This window comes from Arthrobacter sp. D3-16, assembly GCF_054408515.1.
The window spans coordinates 2,434,266-2,450,184 of sequence record NZ_CP096437.1 but is presented as its reverse complement, the minus strand read 5'-3'; the positions used below and the strand labels follow the sequence as shown (position 1 = coordinate 2,450,184).

Sequence of the window (15,919 nt, the reverse complement as noted above, 5' to 3'; positions counted from 1 at the left end):
CAGGCTCTGTGGTGCTTGGGGAAACTAGCCGTGAAGCGGCTTGCCCGCGAGTGCCAGGTGGGCTTCGCCCATGGCCTCGTTCTGGGTGGGGTGTGCGTGCACCAGCTGGGCCACATCCTCCGGGTAGGCTTCCCAGTTCACGATCAGCTGGGCCTCCCCGACCTGCTCGCCCATCCGGGCGCCAATCATGTGGACGCCCACTACGGGGCCGTCCTTCTGGCGGACCAGCTTGACCAGTCCTGAGGTGCCCAGGATGGAGCTCTTGCCGTTGCCGGCCAGGTTGTATTCCTGGGTCTGCACCTGGTCGTCGCCAAACTTCTCCTTGGCCGCCTTTTCGGTGTAGCCAACGGTTGCAATTTCGGGGTCCGAGTAGGTGACCTTGGGGATGTTGATGTCCTCGACAACCACCGGCTTCAGGCCGGCGATTTCCTCGGCCACGAAGATGCCCTGCTGGTATCCGCGGTGCGCCAGCTGGACACCGGGGACGATGTCGCCGACGGCGTAGATGTTGCCGACGCCGGTGTGCAGGCGCTCGTTGGTGATGACGAAGCCGCGGTCGATGGTGATTCCCGCTTCCTCGTAGCCGAGGTTGGCGGTCACGGGGCCACGGCCGACGGCGACGAGCAGCAGGTCCGCTTCGAAAGTCTTGCCGTCCACCAGGGTGACCTTGACGCCGTCGTTGTTCTGCTCAACGCCCTGGAAGAACACGCCGGTGGAGAACTTGATGCCGCGCTTCTTGAAGGCGCGCTCGAAGTTCTTGACGATGGTGGCGTCCTCGTTGGGAACCAGCGAGGGCAGGCCCTCCACGATGGTGACGTCCACGCCGAAGGACTTCCAGACGGACGCGAACTCGACGCCGATGACGCCGCCGCCGAGGATGATGGCGCTCTTGGGGATGGAATCCATGGTCAGGGCCTGGTCAGAGGTGATGACCTTGCCGCCGATTTCCAGGCCGGGAAGGGTGCGCGAGTAGGAGCCGGTGGCCAGGACGATGTTCTTGCCCTTGTACGCGGTGCCGTTGACGACGACAGTGTCGGTGCCCTGGAGCTTGCCCTCACCTTCGATGACGGTGATGCCCTTGGACTTGATGAGGCCCTGGAGGCCCTTGTACTTGCCGGCGATGATGCCGTCCTTGTACGCGTTGACGGCAGTGATGTCGATGCCGTCGAGGGTGACGTTCACGCCGTACTTGGCGGAGTCACGGGCGTGGTCGGCGAGCTCTGCAGAGTGCAGCAGCGCCTTGGTGGGGATGCAGCCGTTGTGGAGGCAGGTGCCGCCCAGCTTTGCCTTCTCCACGAGGCCGACGGTAAGGCCAAGCTGTACGGCCCGCAGAGCGGCGGCGTATCCGCCGCTGCCTCCACCGAGTACCAGGATGTCGAATTCTTGCGCAGTTGCCTGATCGGCCACTTAAACGCTCCCTCGCGTGAACGATGACGCGATCTGCGCGCATCATCTGGTCTTGGAACTTGCACTGCCGTGATTATGTCAGCAGGCCTGTTCTCTTGCATTTGTGACTACCGTGGTTCACCTTAGCGAACCACTTATCCATGCTCCACCTTGGCGCCGCGTTTGTGGAGCGCTTGTGTCCAGTGTCACGCGGCCCTGCGGCGCAGGGAACATTCCCCGTGCCGCAGGGCACCCGTGGCGGCCGGACTGGCCGGACCCGCCGGTGCTATCAGGCCGCGGCGGCGAGGATGTCCTCTACGTAGGCCACCAGGGTGCGGACGGTGCAGCCCGTTCCCTGCTTATGGGTGTAGCCGTACGGGCTCCCGTTGTTGAAGGAAGGCCCGGCGATGTCGATGTGGGCCCAGGGGATCTGTTCCCCGTCCTTGCCCTTACCCACGAATTCGCGCAGGAAAACGGCGGCCGTCATCATGCCGCCGTGGCGTTCGCCGATGTTGGCCAGGTCCGCTACCTGGGAGTCGATGCTGGGGCGCAGTTCCTCGGGCAGGGGCATGGGCCATACCAGTTCCCCGGCCCGGTCCGCTGCGGCCTTGAGGGGCCCCGTTACGCTGTCGGAGCCCATGACGCCGGCCGTGCGGTTACCCAGCGCGATCAGCTGCGCCCCCGTCAGCGTGGCAACGTCGATGATGGCATCCGGGTACTCGCGGCTGGCAGCCACGATGCCGTCTGCCATCACCAGCCGGCCTTCGGCGTCTGTGTTCAGGACCTCGACAGTCTTGCCGCCGTACATGGTCAGGACGTCCGCCGGGCGCGAGGCCGCGCCGGAGGGCATGTTCTCGGCGATGCAGAGCCAGGCGGTCGCCTTGACGGGCAGGCCAAGTCCGGCGAGGGCCAGGACAGTGTTAAGGACGACGGCGGCGCCCGCCATATCGCTCTTCATGTCGCCCATGCCGAGGGCCGGCTTAATGGAGATGCCGCCGGTGTCGAAGGTGATGCCCTTGCCCACCAGCGCGATCTTCGAGGTTGCCTTGGCGGGGGAGTATTCCACCTTAACCAGGCGTGGCTGGCGGGCGGAGCCCTTGCCCACGCCCATGATGCCGCCGAAGCCTTCCTTTTCGAGGCGCTTTTCGTCCCAGACGGTGACCTTCACGGGCAGTCCCTTGGCCAGTTCCTTGGCAGCCTCCGCGAATGTTTCCGGGTAGAGGTGGCTGGGCGGCTGGTTGACCAGGGAACGGGTGGCGTTCACGGCCTTGCCGATCAGCCCGGCACGCCTCAGGGCAGCAGCGGTCTCCTTGTGGTCGGCGAACTCCGTGAAGATCACGGCATTCGTCACCGGATCCTTGAGCCCGTCCTTTGAGGAGCGGAACTCAGTGAAGGAATAGGCGCCGAGGGCGGCACCCTCGGCGACTGCCGCGACGTCGGCAACTGTCGCCGTCGGAAGTGCCAGGACAACCCTTGCGAGGCCGGCAAGCTGGCGGACAGCGGACCCGGCCGCCCGGCGCAGGGCCTCTCCCGTGAGCGGTTCAGCGGCGGAGACCTTGCCGGTGCCGGCCAGGACCAGGATTCCGGCGCCGGTCTCCGGAAGGCCCGGGAGGCGGACGATCTGGTCTGCCGCGCCGGTGACACCCAGGGACTTGAGGGACTCGGCGACCGCTTCCGCACTCTTAGCGGTCAGCGGGTTGTCCAGCAGGACGGGGCCGTCAGTGCCCTTCCCCACGCCGATGACCACTGCGTCACTGGGGCTCTTCTTCAGGTCCCTTGAGAGGGTACTAAGGTTGATTTCAGTATTCTTGACCACAGGGATCAGTCCTCAATTCTCGAGAGATGTTCGGGCAGGGATGCATGTTCGGCGCTCTGCCATGGATGCCCGGATGCTATCGTTCGGGACGCAGTCCGGGTGTCTGCAAGCCCGACTGGCAGGCCAGTTCCGATCGTAGCCCTTCCCCGCCGGAGCTGGTGTATTTCCTGAGAGGTGCGCCACACCCTTAGCAGGAATGCCGGGCTGGCCCGGGGCGTTGATAAGGATGTCCACCCCGCACCAAATGAAAGGAACATGCCGTGCTTGAACGGATCTCCGGCTCCCTGCTGGACCCTGACGCGCTCTATGCGAGCAACATTGAGCTGTTCCACAGCCCCGGACTCCGGGGGCTGAATTTGGTGATGGGCTTCACCGGGTTCGCCGATGCAGGGCACGTGGTAAAGCAAATCAACGCCGAACTGCTGGACGCACTCGACGCCGAGCCGGTGGCAGTCTTCGATGCCGACCAGCTGATCGACTACCGGTCACGCAGGCCTCACCTGACGTTCGTCGAGGACCACCTCCAGGATTACCAGGAGCCGACGCTCGCCCTCTACCGGCTTATCGACGGCCTGGGCAATCCCTTCCTGTTGCTGGCAGGGTTCGAGCCCGACCTGAAGTGGGAACGGTTCGCGCGGGCAGTAGTGGGCATCGTGGAGAAGCTGGACGTCAACCTGGTCACCTGGATCCATTCCATTCCCATGCCGGTACCCCACACCCGTCCGGTGGGCGTCACCGTGCATGGCAACAGGCCCGAACTGATCGAGGGCATCTCCGTGTGGAAGCCCACGGTGGAAGTCCCCGCAGCGGTGGGCCACATCCTGGAACTCCGCCTGGTGGAGGCCGGACGCAATGTCGCCGGCTACGTCATCCACGTGCCGCACTACCTCGCCGAGGCGGAATACCCCACCGCCGCCGTCGCAGGACTTGAATACCTGGGTGCGGCCACCTCGCTCATGCTGCCCTCGGACAGGCTCCGGGAAGCCGGCCGTGAAGTCAGCCGCCAGATCGCCGAGCAGATTGACGCCTCCGAGGATGTCCAGCAGGTGGTGTCCCGCCTCGAATCCCGGTACGACGAAAAAGCCGAAGGCACGGTCCGCCGGTCGCTCCTTGCGGACGAAAATGACGAGCTGCCAAATGCGGAAGTCCTCGGTGCTGCCGTCGAGGCCTACCTCGCGCGCGAGAACCCCGGCCAGTAGCGGAGCCCGCTGCTGGCCGGGACCGCTACGGCTGTCCGGGCATAATGAAGAGGTGACTGCACCCCGCGCCTGGCTGATCTGGACCGTTGGTATCTTCGGGTACCTTGTGGCGGTTTCCCAGCGCACGTCCTTTGGCGTGGTGGGCCTGGAGGCCACCGAACGCTTTCACGCCAGCGCTTCCGCCATCTCGTTCTTTACCGTCCTCCAGCTGCTGGTCTATGCCGGGCTCCAGATTCCCGTGGGCCTGCTGGTGGACCGGTTCGGTTCACGCGCCATGATCGCCGGCGGCGCCGTGCTGATGGGCCTGGGCCAGCTCCAGCTGGCGTTCGCTGACAGTATTCCCGGGGGCGTGGCCGGACGGGTCCTGGTGGGTGCCGGGGACGCGATGACTTTTATCTCGGTGATCCGCCTGATCCCGCTCTGGTTTGCGCCCGCCCGGGTACCGCTCGTGACCCAATTGACGGGTATGTCCGGCCAGCTGGGACAGCTGTTCAGTGTCATCCCCTTCGCCTTCGTGCTTCACGCGTCGGGCTGGACCCCGGCGTTCCTGATGCTGGCCGGGATGTCGGGACTCGCCGTCGTCCTGGTGCTGCTGCTCCTGCAGGACGTGCCGCCCGGCACGCCGCGTCCCCAGGCCCAGCAGGGCCTGAAAGCAACAGGAGCCTCGCTGGCCCGTGCCTGGCACCAGCCGGGAACCAGGCTGGGCTTGTGGAGCCACTTCACCATCCAGTTCAGCGGCACCGTCTTCGCGATGACCTGGGGTTACCCGTTCCTCCTCTCCGGCCAGGGCCTCGACGCCGGAACGGTCGCCGCCCTGATGGCGCTGTACGTGGCAACCGCCATGGCGGTGGGGCCCTTCATCGGCCGCTTCGTTTCCCGCCACCCGTTGCGGCGCTCAACCATGGTCCTGCTGATCGCCGCTGCCACCGCCGGAGCCTGGGCAGCGGTACTGCTGATTCCGGGCCGTTCGCCGTTGTGGCTGCTGGCCGGCCTGGTGGTGGTGCTCGCCATCGGAGGGCCCGGCTCAATGATCGGTTTCGACTTCGCCCGCACCTTCAACCCGGCGCACCGTATTGGCACCGCGACGGGCATCGTCAACGTGGGCGGCTTCATCGCCGCGCTGATAGCGATCTTCCTGATCGGCCTGGTGCTGGACGTGCTGTACGCGAGCGGGTTCTCCAACGGAGTGCTGTACGGGCTTGACCCGTTCCGGATCGCACTGAGTGTCCAGTTCCTGCTGCTCGGCTTCGGGGTTGCAGCAACGCTGGTGTGCCGCCGGAAGGTACGGCGGCAGATGGCGGCCCAGGGTGTTGTGGTCCCGCCCCTGCGCAGCGCGCTGGCCCGCCAGCGCCGCCAACACCTGGCCCGGCGCAGCCAGGCATCCGCTTCGGAGGACTGACTGGTCCTCCACAGGACCGGCGGCACTGCGGTGGTTTCCACATAGCTGCCGCCCTTACTGTCGGGCGGCCCGCCTCCGGCGAATGCTGGAGCCATGACACCTCCAGAACGGCTCACAGTCCGCGGCCCGGAAGACATCCTGGGTTTCATTCCCCACTCGCTGGGATACTGGCCGGCGCAGAGCCTCGTGGCCATGACGCTGCAGGGCAAAAGGGTGGGGGCCACCCTGCGGCTGGACCTCCCCGGACCTGACGTCCTGGCCAATCCGGCAAGATTCCTGCGGGCCGTCCGGCGCTATCTCGAGGCGGACAAGGACGCTGACGGCACATTGCTGGCCGTCTTCACCAGCAATGGCGGCGCGACGTCGCCGTCCCGGTACGACGTTTTGATGGCCGGCCTGGACTCCATGCTGCAAAGGGCGCGGATGCCAGTCCGGGAAGCCTGGTATGTCGGGGATGATTTCTGGCGGGAGGTTTGGTGCCTGGATGTTGCATGCTGCCCACTGCCGGGGCGTCCCATCCAGGAAATCCGCGACAGCCTGCTTAGCACCGAGATGGTGTTCCGGGGAAGCAGCATTGGACCGGCACCGGAACAGCGGCAGCCGGCCGGCCCCGTTCCCGCCCTCCATCGAGCCGCGGTGCTGGAAGCGGAGGCCGTGTGGTCGGCCCAGCTGGACCTGAGACGGCAGAGCCGGCCGCAGTTTGCCGTGGTGCTGGGTCAATGGGAAGCGATGCTGGCCCGCCCGGCCGGGGACCTGCATCGGCCGTCGGTACACCGGGACGCTTTCCTGCGGGCCACACTCCTGGTGCCGGCCTGGCGCGACGCCGTCCTCGTTATGGCGGCGGCCGGGAAGACAGCCGCTGCAGCCGGGGCCGAAGAGTTCGGGATTTTCGGTCCGGACGGACAGTTGGAGCCATTGGCACCTGGAACTGAACACGGCGGACCCGAACCAGTGCCATCCGCAGCGGATGGCTCTGGTTCTCCGTCCCCCGCGCTGCCGGACCAGTGCGGGGAAGAGTTCCTGATGCCCGGCGGCCAGGATGGAAATCCGGGCTAGGGTGATGTGCTGATGGGGCAGAAGCCGGCCGTTCCCCAATGGCACAGCCTTGACGCGCTCGACCTCGTCCTGGAGCATCTCGCGATGTGGGGCGGGCCACCGGCAGCGGCTGCATTGACGGGGAGGGGCTGGATCGCATGGTGCCGCGGACGCGGCTCGTACTCCGCCGCCTACCTGGGGGAGGCCCTTGGCATCGAGCCCGGTTACCGGCTCGCGGAGCTGCTGCTCGAAGTGGTCAGCCGGGGTACGTTGTGCGGCTGGGCGGCGCGGAAGGAGGCTGCCTGGCAGAAATTCGGACCGGACGCCGCCTGAAGGCGAAGACGGCAGGAACGGCGGGTTAGGCCCCATTTGGGGAAATCGTGAGACAATGGATGCCGAGACCCGGTTGGGTCCGTGTATCGAGTGCTTGTAGTGACCGCTTTTTGGGAACATTACAGCCGCTCCGGCAGTTCTATTCATAGACTCTGCCGGCCGTGGTGGCGCTTGGTTTCCACCACGGACTTGACAGGGTCATAGTGGTGTTGCCCGTATGGTGATTCCACAGACCACCGCTAGAAAGGTTTTCTGTGACCCCGTCTTCCACGAAGAAGGACCCCGCCGCCCAGGACGAACTGTCCGCCGAGGAGAAGCAGGCTGCGACAAACGCCAAGCGGGCCGCCACGCGGGCAGCCAACAAGGCTTCTGCCGGTGAAGCTGGTGCGGACGGCAAGCGTGAGCCCAAGAAGCGCGGGCCCAAACCCGGCGCGAAGGCTGCTGCTGAGGCGGCCGGGAAATCGGCCGGTGACACGGACGCCGATGAAGTAGAAGAAGTCGAGGAAGACCTCGATGAGATCATCCTCGAAGGACCTGACGTCGTTGAGGAGGACGCCGAGGCCGATCCCGTCAAGGGAGCCGCCGGCTCCGGCAAGGGCTTCGTCTACTCCGACGCCGACGACGACGACGCACCTGTCCAGCAGGTCATGTCCGCCGGGGCTACCGCCGATCCTGTTAAGGACTACCTGAAGCAGATCGGTAAGGTCGCACTGCTCAACGCCGAGCAGGAAGTGGACCTTGCGCTCCGGATCGAAGCCGGCTTGTTTGCAGAAGAGAAGATCAATGCAGACGACGGTTCCATGGACCCGAAGTACAAGCGCGAGCTCGAATTCATCATCCATGACGGCAAGCGCGCCAAGAACCACCTGCTGGAAGCCAACCTCCGCCTGGTGGTCTCGCTGGCCAAGCGTTACACGGGGCGCGGCATGCTGTTCCTGGACCTGATCCAGGAAGGCAACCTCGGCCTGATCCGCGCCGTGGAGAAGTTCGACTACACCAAGGGCTTCAAGTTTTCCACGTACGCCACCTGGTGGATCCGCCAGGCGATCACCCGTGCCATGGCCGACCAGGCACGCACCATCCGTATTCCAGTGCACATGGTGGAAGTCATCAACAAGCTGGCCCGCGTCCAGCGCCAGATGCTGCAGGACCTCGGCCGCGAACCTACGCCCGAAGAGCTGGCGCTCGAACTGGACATGACCCCCGAAAAGGTCGTTGAAGTCCAGAAGTACGGCCGGGAACCCATCTCGCTCCATACCCCTTTGGGCGAGGATGGCGATTCGGAGTTCGGTGACCTGATCGAGGACTCCGAGGCTGTTGTCCCGGCGGACGCCGTGAGCTTCACGCTCCTGCAGGAGCAGCTTCACTCCGTGCTGGATACCCTCTCGGAGCGCGAGGCCGGAGTGGTGGCCATGCGGTTTGGCCTCACTGACGGACAGCCGAAGACTTTAGACGAAATCGGCAAGGTCTACGGAGTCACGCGCGAGCGTATCCGCCAGATCGAGTCCAAGACCATGTCCAAGCTCCGCCACCCCTCGCGGTCGCAGGTGCTGCGGGACTACCTGGACTAGAAGCAGAACGCATCACAAGCGGCCCGCCGGCTGCCGTACCCGTTAGGGGAGCGGTAACCGGCGGGCCGCCTTTTTGCCGGCTCCCTACAGGACGTTTGGGCCGGTTACAGAATTCGGCCTTAAAAAGATTGGGACCCCACCTTCCGGTGAGGTCCCAACAGCTTCAGCCAAGCTAGTCGATTTCTACGGCAGCCTTCTCGTGAAGCTTCCCCGTCTCATCGTGCCAGTCGGAGCTCAAAGGCTTGAGCGTTGCCTCAACTGCACGGGCGTGGTGGCCGCAGAAAAGCAGTTCACCACCGGAGGACTCCAGTACAACCCGGACATATGCCTGAGCTCCGCAACGATCGCACCGGTCCAGTGCGTTGAGTGTGCGGTCTGCCACTGCTGTTGTCATGTCGGCCTCCTTAGTAGATCAGTACGTCTATATAACCAGCATTCGTAACAAAACCATCGCAAGGATGGGACAAGTTCGCTGTGCGCGTAGCCGCAAGAATGAATCAAGATCGCATTACGGGTCCGGGGAGAGCGGCACGTGGCGCGGGGCACACGCCCCGGAAGGTGTGGCAGTCGGTACTGCCGGGCCCGGCCGACTACCCTAGGAAGAGCGATTCCAGCCCGCTGTTCCGTCCCTGAAGGAGTTCATCACCAGTGGCACCAAGCTCTGATTACACTGCCCGGCACCTGTCTGTACTGGAGGGCCTCGAAGCCGTCCGCAAGCGCCCCGGCATGTACATCGGTTCCACTGACTCCCGCGGCCTGATGCACTGCCTTTGGGAAATCATCGACAACTCGGTGGACGAGGCACTGGCCGGATTCGGCCACGACATCAAGATCATCCTCCATGCGGACAACTCCGTGGAGATCCACGACGACGGCCGCGGCATCCCCATCGACAAGGAACCGAAAACAGGGCTCACCGGCGTCGAGGTGGTCTTTACCAAGCTGCATGCGGGCGGCAAGTTCGGCGGCGGTTCGTACACTGCTTCCGGCGGCCTGCACGGCGTGGGTGCGTCCGTGGTTAACGCATTGTCCTCCCGCCTCGATGTTGAAGTGGACCGCGGCGGCAAAACCTACAAGATGTCCTTCCGCCGGGGCGAGCCCGGGCGCTTCAAGGACACCGGGTCCAGGATTGATCCGGCTGCGCCGTTCACCGCCTTCGTGGACGACTCGGTGCTGGACGTGGTGGGCAAGGCCAAGCGTGGCGTTACGGGAACCAGGATCCGCTACTGGGCAGACCGGCAGATCTTCACCCCGGACGCAAAGTTCTCCTACGAGGAACTCGCCGCGAGGGCCCGGCAGACGTCCTTCCTGGTGCCCGGCCTCAAACTGACGGTCCGCGATGAGCGGAAGGTCCCGGGAACACCCGGTGAGTCCGGACCCCACGAGGAGGTCTTCCACCACGACGGCGGCATCTCCGAATTCGTTGAGTTCCTTGCCGCCGATCCCGCCGTCACCGATGTCTGGCGGCTGCACGGGTCCGGAAAGTTCAAGGAGACGGTTCCAGTGCTGGACGAGCGGGGGCACAGCCAGCTCGCGGAGGTGGAGCGCGACTGCGAGGTGGATGTGGCGCTGCGCTGGGGGATCGGCTATGACAGCACGGTCCGGAGCTTCGTCAACATCATTTCCACCCCCAAGGGCGGAACCCACCAGTCCGGCTTTGAGCAGGCGCTCGTCAAGACCTTCCGCAAAGCGGTGGAAAACAACGCCCGCAAGCTCAAGGCCGGCAATGACAAGATCGAAAAGGACGATATCTTCGCCGGCCTCACCGCCGTCCTGACCGTCCGCCTTGCCGAGCCGCAGTTCGAAGGCCAAACCAAGGAGATCCTGGGCACCTCGGCCGTGCGGGCGATCGTGGCCAAGGTCGTAGAGCGCGAGGTCAACGCCAAACTCACCTCCGCCAACAGGAACGACAAGGCGCAGTCCGCCCTGCTCCTCGAAAAAATTGTGAACGAGATGAAATCCCGCATCTCGGCACGCGTGCACAAGGAAACGCAGCGGCGCAAGAATGCGCTGGAAACCTCGTCAATGCCCACGAAGCTCGCTGACTGCCGCACGGACGACGTCGAACGTTCCGAACTCTTTATTGTGGAAGGGGACTCGGCGCTGGGAACAGCCAAGCTGGCGCGGTCCTCGGACTTCCAGGCCCTGCTGCCCATCCGTGGCAAGATCCTCAACGTCCAGAAGGCGTCGGTGGGGGACATGCTCTCCAACGCCGAGTGTGCGGCCCTCATCCAGGTGGTGGGGGCAGGATCGGGACGCAGTTTCGACATCGCCGCCGCCCGCTACGGCAAGGTCATCCTGATGACGGACGCCGACGTGGACGGCGCGCACATCCGTACGCTGCTCCTCACCCTTTTCTTCCGCTACATGCGCCCGATGATCGACGAGGGCCGGGTCTTTGCCGCCGTCCCGCCGCTGCACCGGGTGGAAGTGATCAACGCGGGCCAGAAGGCCAACGACATGATCTACACCTACTCCGAAGCCGAGCTGCACGTGCTGCTCGCGAGGCTGGCGAAGGAGGGCAAGCGCTACAAGGAGCCCATCCAGCGCTACAAGGGCCTGGGCGAGATGGACGCTGAACAGCTGGCCGAGACCACCATGGACCCGCGGCACCGTACCCTCCGCAAGGTGGGGATCGAGAACGCTAAGCAGGCGGAGGAGATCTTTGACCTGCTGATGGGTTCGGATGTTTCGCCGCGCAAGGATTTCATCATCGCCGGCGCCGCAAGCCTGGACCGGGAGCGCATCGACGCCTGACGGGCCTGCGGCCGCGCCCGCAGGCCCGTGCACGAGGCTGTGCGGGAAGTACGACGGCGGGCGTCAGCCCAGCAGGCCGGGCACCACCAGCAGGGCCGTGGGCAGGGCCAGCAGGAGGACGCAGCCTGCCAGCACCAGGCTGCGGACGGGGGCGGGCAGGTCAGGCTGCGGGGACAGCAGCCGGCTGACGCGTGAGGCAGTGGTGCGGGCCGAGTCAGAGCCGGACGTGCCGGCTGCGGCATCCAGCCCGGCCAGGGCGAGGCTGGGCGCGCCGGAACGAAGGTCGGCCTCACCGGCAGACCCCGCTGAACCGCTGGCCACGATGGCAATGGCCTTGATCAGCGTCGCCTTGCTTTCGGTCTTGAGTGCGACGTCGTCGGCCAGCATCTCGATTAACGAGTTGACTGACTCCTGGGCAAGGCGGGTGGTGGGCAGCCAGGGGAGTGCCTGGCGCCAGGCAGCGAAAGCCCACAGCAGCAGGTGGTGCCGTTGGCTCAGGTGGGCGTTTTCGTGAATCAGGACCGCACGGAGTTCAGCGGGCTCAAGCGCTGCCATCAGGCCATCGGACAGCACGGTCACCGAGCGCGCACCGCCCGGGAGGCAGTACGCCACAGGCGAATCGTGGTTGATGACCAGGGTCCTGGTTCCTTCGGCGGAGGGCGAAGCAAGGAGCGCGAGAAGTTCACGGTGCCGCCGCCGCTGGCGTTCGATCTTGTAGTACGTCAGCAACAGGGTGAACACCAAATGGGCCGTCAGCAGGGCCGCGGCGGACAGCGCGAAGATATGCCAGAAGCCCAGGGCGGTGGTGGGGGCGTTGAAAAGCACCATGCCTGCCAGTGCTCGAAGCCCGGCGATGAGGTTATCGCCGATGGGTTCCAGGCCGTACACCAGCATGGCGCCGATCATGGACAGTCCGCCCGCCAGTGCGATGGCCTGCCAGAGCAGCATGGCCGTGAAGGGGGAGCGCGCGGGCCAGTTCGCCCTCGAGAGGAGGATAGGTACCGGCCACGCCAGGACTATCGCAAGGACCGCCAGCAGGTACGAGGCCCAGAACATGGTCCGTTAGGGGTGGCCAAGCAGCTTGCGCAGAGTCTCGGCTTCACCTTCGGAAACGGATCCGATGAATCGTGCCAGCACGGCCTCGCGGTCCGGAGCCGACCCCAGTACTTCGTGCATCAGCTCGGCGGTGTGGTCCTCGCGGCTCGACACTGCCTGGTAGCGGTGTGGACGGGTGCCCCGCTCGCGTTCCACCAAGCCTTTTTTCTCCAGCCGGGACAGCACGGTGAGCACCGTGGTGACGGCGAGTTCCTTGCCTTCGTGCCCGGCGGCACCATCCTGGCCCACCGATGTCTGCGCGAGCCGGTCCCGCAAAGTGTTCGCGGTGGCTGCTTCATGGCCCGCCCAGAGCAGGTCCATCACTGCCCGTTCCAGTTCACCAAGACTAGCCATTGCACTTTTCCTTTGTTTCCCCGCACCGCAACCGGAGGGCTGCGGTGACTTCAAGCGTGTGTTCCAACTACAGGATCCAATTTACCCCGATTCCCGGCCACTTTCTACATTGGGTAGAACAGAAGGGCCCCGCGTCCGCTGGAGAACCCGGGGGAGGGTGCTGCAGTGCGTTTTACTCCACAACGGGCGTTGTTCTACACTTTGTAGAAGTTAGAGTTTCTACAGAACGTAGAAAACCTGCATCGGCTGACAGTAGGGACCGCCTTGGACGCTTTGGACGCTCTGGAAATTGCACGCTGGCAATTTGGCATCACCACCGTTTACCACTTCATGATGGTCCCGCTGACCATCGGCCTGGGGCTGGTCGTGGCCGTGATCCAGACTGCGTGGCACCGCACCGGAAAACCTGAATACCTCCGGATGACCAAGTTCTGGGGAAAGCTCTTCCTCATCAACTTCATCATGGGCGTGGCCACCGGCATCGTCCAGGAGTTCCAGTTCGGAATGGCCTGGAGCGAGTACAGCCGCTTTGTGGGCGACGTCTTCGGTGCGCCCCTGGCGCTCGAGGCGCTCCTGGCCTTCTTTGTCGAATCCACCTTCCTGGGCCTGTGGATCTTCGGCTGGAAGCAGCTGAAGCCGGGCATCCACCTTGCGTGCCTTTGGATCGCGGTGGTGGGCTCAGTGTTCTCCGCGTACTTCATCATCGTGGCCAACAGCTGGATGCAGCACCCCGTCGGTGTGGAGATGATCGACGGCCGGCCCGTGATGACGGACGCCTGGGCAGTCTTCACCAACAACACAGCACTCGTGGCAGTTCCCCACACGCTGTTCGGCGCCCTCGCCGTCGCCGGCGGCTTCCTGCTCGGCATCGCCTGGTACCACCTGTGGCGGAGGCGGCGCGACGGCGTCGACACCGTAGGTGCCGGCGGCAAGGTGATCGCAGGTGCTGCAGCGGACATCCCCGGCCGTGACAAGGATGACCACAAAGTCTGGATCCGGTCACTTCGCATCGGCGCCGTCGTTGCCATGATCTCCTTCGCCGGAACGGCCCTCACCGGAGACCTCCAGGGCAAGCTGATGTTCGAGCAGCAGCCCATGAAAATGGCGGCGGCAGAAGCAGCCTGCCACGACGGCACCGGCTTCTCCGTCCTGAGCGTCGGCAACCTCGGCTCCCAGAATTGCGACGACATCGTGGCCCTGATCGAGGTCCCCGGCATCCTTTCCTACCTGGCCAAGGGCGACTTCACCACCGAAGTCCAGGGCGTCAACAGCCTCCTGCCCCAGTACAAGGAGGCCTACGGAACGCACCTGCCTGACAACCCCATCTACGGCGAACGTGCCGGCCAGGAAATCGACTACCTTCCGGTCATGGAGGTCACCTACTGGGGCTTCCGCATGATGATCGGGTTCGGCGGGCTCGCCGCCCTCGCGGCACTGGTGGCCCTTTGGCTCACCCGCAACGGAACCGTCCCCGAGTCCCGGTGGCTGATGCGCCTCGCCGTCTTCGGAATCCTCGCCCCGTTCGGAGCCAACGCAGCCGGCTGGATCTTCACCGAGATGGGCCGCCAGCCCTTTGTGGTGGCGCCCAACCCCGATCCCAACGGCATCGACCAGGTCTTTATGTTCACCGCGGCCGCTGTCTCACCCGGTGTCACCGCAGGGGAACTGCTGGCGTCACTCGTCACGCTCACGGCCATCTACGCGGTGCTGCTGGTGGTGGAAGTGAAACTGCTGGTCAAGTACATCCGGGGTGGCGTGGTGTCTGCCATGCCGGAACTGGTCCACGCACCCGTTGACGAAAACGAGGACGCTACCCCCGGCCCGGGCGGGCAGGGCGGCGGAAAAACTCCTGACGACGTCCTGGCCTTCGCCTACTAGCCCCGAAGATAGTCCCCGCCAAAGAAGAGCAGAGGAAACGAAGAATGGAACTGCTGCCAACCATCTGGTTCATCGCCATCGCGGTGCTGTGGACCGGCTACCTCTTCCTTGAGGGCTTTGACCTGGGCGTGGGGATGCTGATGAAGCTGTTCGCCCGGGACAACACCGAGCGCCGCGTCCTGCTCAATACCGTGGGCCCGGTCTGGGACGGCAACGAGGTCTGGCTCCTGACCGCCGGCGGTGCAACCTTTGCCGCGTTCCCGCTCTGGTATGCCTCCCTGTTCTCGGCCCTGTACCTTCCGTTGCTGGTGGTACTGGTTGCCCTGATCTTCCGGGCCGTGGCCTTCGAGTACCGAGGCAAGGTGGACACGGACCAGTGGCGGGCCAGATGGGACTGGGCCATCGCGCTGGGATCCTTCTTCGCAGCCTTCGGCGTGGGTGCAGCCCTGGCCCTGACCACCACCGGCCTTCCCCTGAACGCCAACGGGGACCGCGAAGGCGGGCCGCTCGCCTGGTTCAGCGGCTACGCAGTGCTGGGCGGACTCGCCGTCGTCGGGTTCTCGCTGGTACACGCCCTCGCCTTCCTGGCATTGAAGACCGACGGCGACGTGCGGCACCGTGCGCGGAAGTGGTTTGTCCGGCTGCTTCCCGTCCTGCTCCTGCCCATTGCGGGCTGGGCCCTGAGCATCCAGTTCCTCGACGGCAAGGCCTGGACCTGGGCGCTGGTCGTGCTGGCGGTTGCTGCGGCGGCTGCAGCCTGGACCATGGCCCGCAAGGGCGCGGAAGGCAAGGCCTTCGTGGCTCTGGGAGCTTTCCTGGCGTTGGGTTCGGCGTCCATCTTCGGCGCTGTGTTCCCGGTGGTGCTTCCATCTACGCTGAACGGGGCTTTTGACCTGACCATTTCCAACGCCTCATCCTCCGACTACACTCTGGGCCTTATGAGTGTTGTGGCAGCGTTCGGCCTGCCCCTGGTCATCGCCTACCAGGCCTGGACCTACTGGGTGTTCCGAAGGCGGGTCAGTGCCGCGCACATTCCGGAAGCCCACAGCTTCCTGCCGGCCATCGCCGCCAAGGCCTTCACCACCAAGGGCTGACA

The 15,919-nt window shown here is 65.0% G+C and carries 13 protein-coding genes; 8 read left to right on the top strand and 5 right to left on the bottom strand.

Going from position 1 to position 15,919, the window contains the following annotated elements:
- Nucleotides 1-24: 24 nt before the first annotated feature.
- The gene (gene lpdA, locus M1D32_RS11720) at nt 25-1,407 is read right to left on the bottom strand and encodes a dihydrolipoyl dehydrogenase (RefSeq protein WP_458778846.1); all 1,383 of its coding nucleotides are present in this window, start codon (nt 1,405-1,407) and stop codon (nt 25-27) included.
- Between the two features lie 268 nt (nt 1,408-1,675).
- On the bottom strand, nt 1,676-3,202 hold the full coding sequence (locus M1D32_RS11715) for a leucyl aminopeptidase (RefSeq protein ID WP_458778845.1): 1,527 nt from the start codon (nt 3,200-3,202) through the stop codon (nt 1,676-1,678).
- Nucleotides 3,203-3,462: 260 nt separating this feature from the next.
- Here M1D32_RS11715 and M1D32_RS11710 point away from each other — a divergent pair, with 260 nt between their 5' ends.
- From M1D32_RS11710 to M1D32_RS11690, 5 genes are all read left to right on the top strand, one after another.
- Nucleotides 3,463-4,401 carry a proteasome assembly chaperone family protein gene (locus M1D32_RS11710; protein WP_458778844.1) on the top strand — a complete coding sequence of 313 codons (939 nt, stop codon included), beginning with the start codon at nt 3,463-3,465 and terminating at the stop codon, nt 4,399-4,401.
- Nucleotides 4,402-4,453: 52 nt separating this feature from the next.
- The gene (locus tag M1D32_RS11705) at nt 4,454-5,800 is read left to right on the top strand and encodes an MFS transporter (RefSeq protein ID WP_458778843.1); all 1,347 of its coding nucleotides are present in this window, start codon (nt 4,454-4,456) and stop codon (nt 5,798-5,800) included.
- A gap of 93 nt (nt 5,801-5,893) precedes the next feature.
- Complete coding sequence (locus M1D32_RS11700; protein ID WP_458778842.1) at nt 5,894-6,856, top strand: DUF4192 family protein; 963 nt, start codon at nt 5,894-5,896, stop codon at nt 6,854-6,856.
- 12 nt (nt 6,857-6,868) lie between these two features.
- The gene (locus M1D32_RS11695) at nt 6,869-7,168 is read left to right on the top strand and encodes a DUF4192 family protein (RefSeq protein ID WP_458778841.1); all 300 of its coding nucleotides are present in this window, start codon (nt 6,869-6,871) and stop codon (nt 7,166-7,168) included.
- A gap of 254 nt (nt 7,169-7,422) precedes the next feature.
- Nucleotides 7,423-8,739, top strand: coding sequence for an RNA polymerase sigma factor (locus tag M1D32_RS11690; RefSeq protein WP_458778840.1), 1,317 nt, complete (start codon nt 7,423-7,425; stop codon nt 8,737-8,739).
- A 172-nt stretch (nt 8,740-8,911) separates the two neighbouring features.
- On the opposite strand, the gene M1D32_RS11685 is transcribed toward M1D32_RS11690, so the two are convergent.
- Entirely contained in the window at nt 8,912-9,133 is a 222-nt protein-coding gene (locus tag M1D32_RS11685) for a DUF7455 domain-containing protein (protein ID WP_013600696.1), read from the bottom strand.
- A gap of 254 nt (nt 9,134-9,387) precedes the next feature.
- Here M1D32_RS11685 and M1D32_RS11680 point away from each other — a divergent pair, with 254 nt between their 5' ends.
- Nucleotides 9,388-11,496: a DNA gyrase/topoisomerase IV subunit B gene (locus M1D32_RS11680; protein WP_458778839.1), complete on the top strand. Its 2,109-nt coding sequence runs from the start codon at nt 9,388-9,390 to the stop codon at nt 11,494-11,496.
- Between the two features lie 63 nt (nt 11,497-11,559).
- Here the strand turns inward: M1D32_RS11680 and M1D32_RS11675 are convergent, their stop codons facing one another.
- Both M1D32_RS11675 and M1D32_RS11670 read right to left on the bottom strand, forming a co-directional pair.
- Nucleotides 11,560-12,552: a M56 family metallopeptidase gene (locus M1D32_RS11675; protein WP_458778838.1), complete on the bottom strand. Its 993-nt coding sequence runs from the start codon at nt 12,550-12,552 to the stop codon at nt 11,560-11,562.
- 6 nt (nt 12,553-12,558) lie between these two features.
- On the bottom strand, nt 12,559-12,945 hold the full coding sequence (locus M1D32_RS11670) for a BlaI/MecI/CopY family transcriptional regulator (protein ID WP_256247476.1): 387 nt from the start codon (nt 12,943-12,945) through the stop codon (nt 12,559-12,561).
- 273 nt (nt 12,946-13,218) lie between these two features.
- Between M1D32_RS11670 and M1D32_RS11665 the strand changes: the two genes are divergently transcribed.
- The gene (locus tag M1D32_RS11665; RefSeq protein ID WP_458782176.1) at nt 13,219-14,823 is read left to right on the top strand and encodes a cytochrome ubiquinol oxidase subunit I; all 1,605 of its coding nucleotides are present in this window, start codon (nt 13,219-13,221) and stop codon (nt 14,821-14,823) included.
- Nucleotides 14,824-14,867: 44 nt separating this feature from the next.
- The gene (cydB, locus tag M1D32_RS11660; protein WP_458778837.1) at nt 14,868-15,917 is read left to right on the top strand and encodes a cytochrome d ubiquinol oxidase subunit II; all 1,050 of its coding nucleotides are present in this window, start codon (nt 14,868-14,870) and stop codon (nt 15,915-15,917) included.
- Nucleotides 15,918-15,919: the final 2 nt, after the last annotated feature.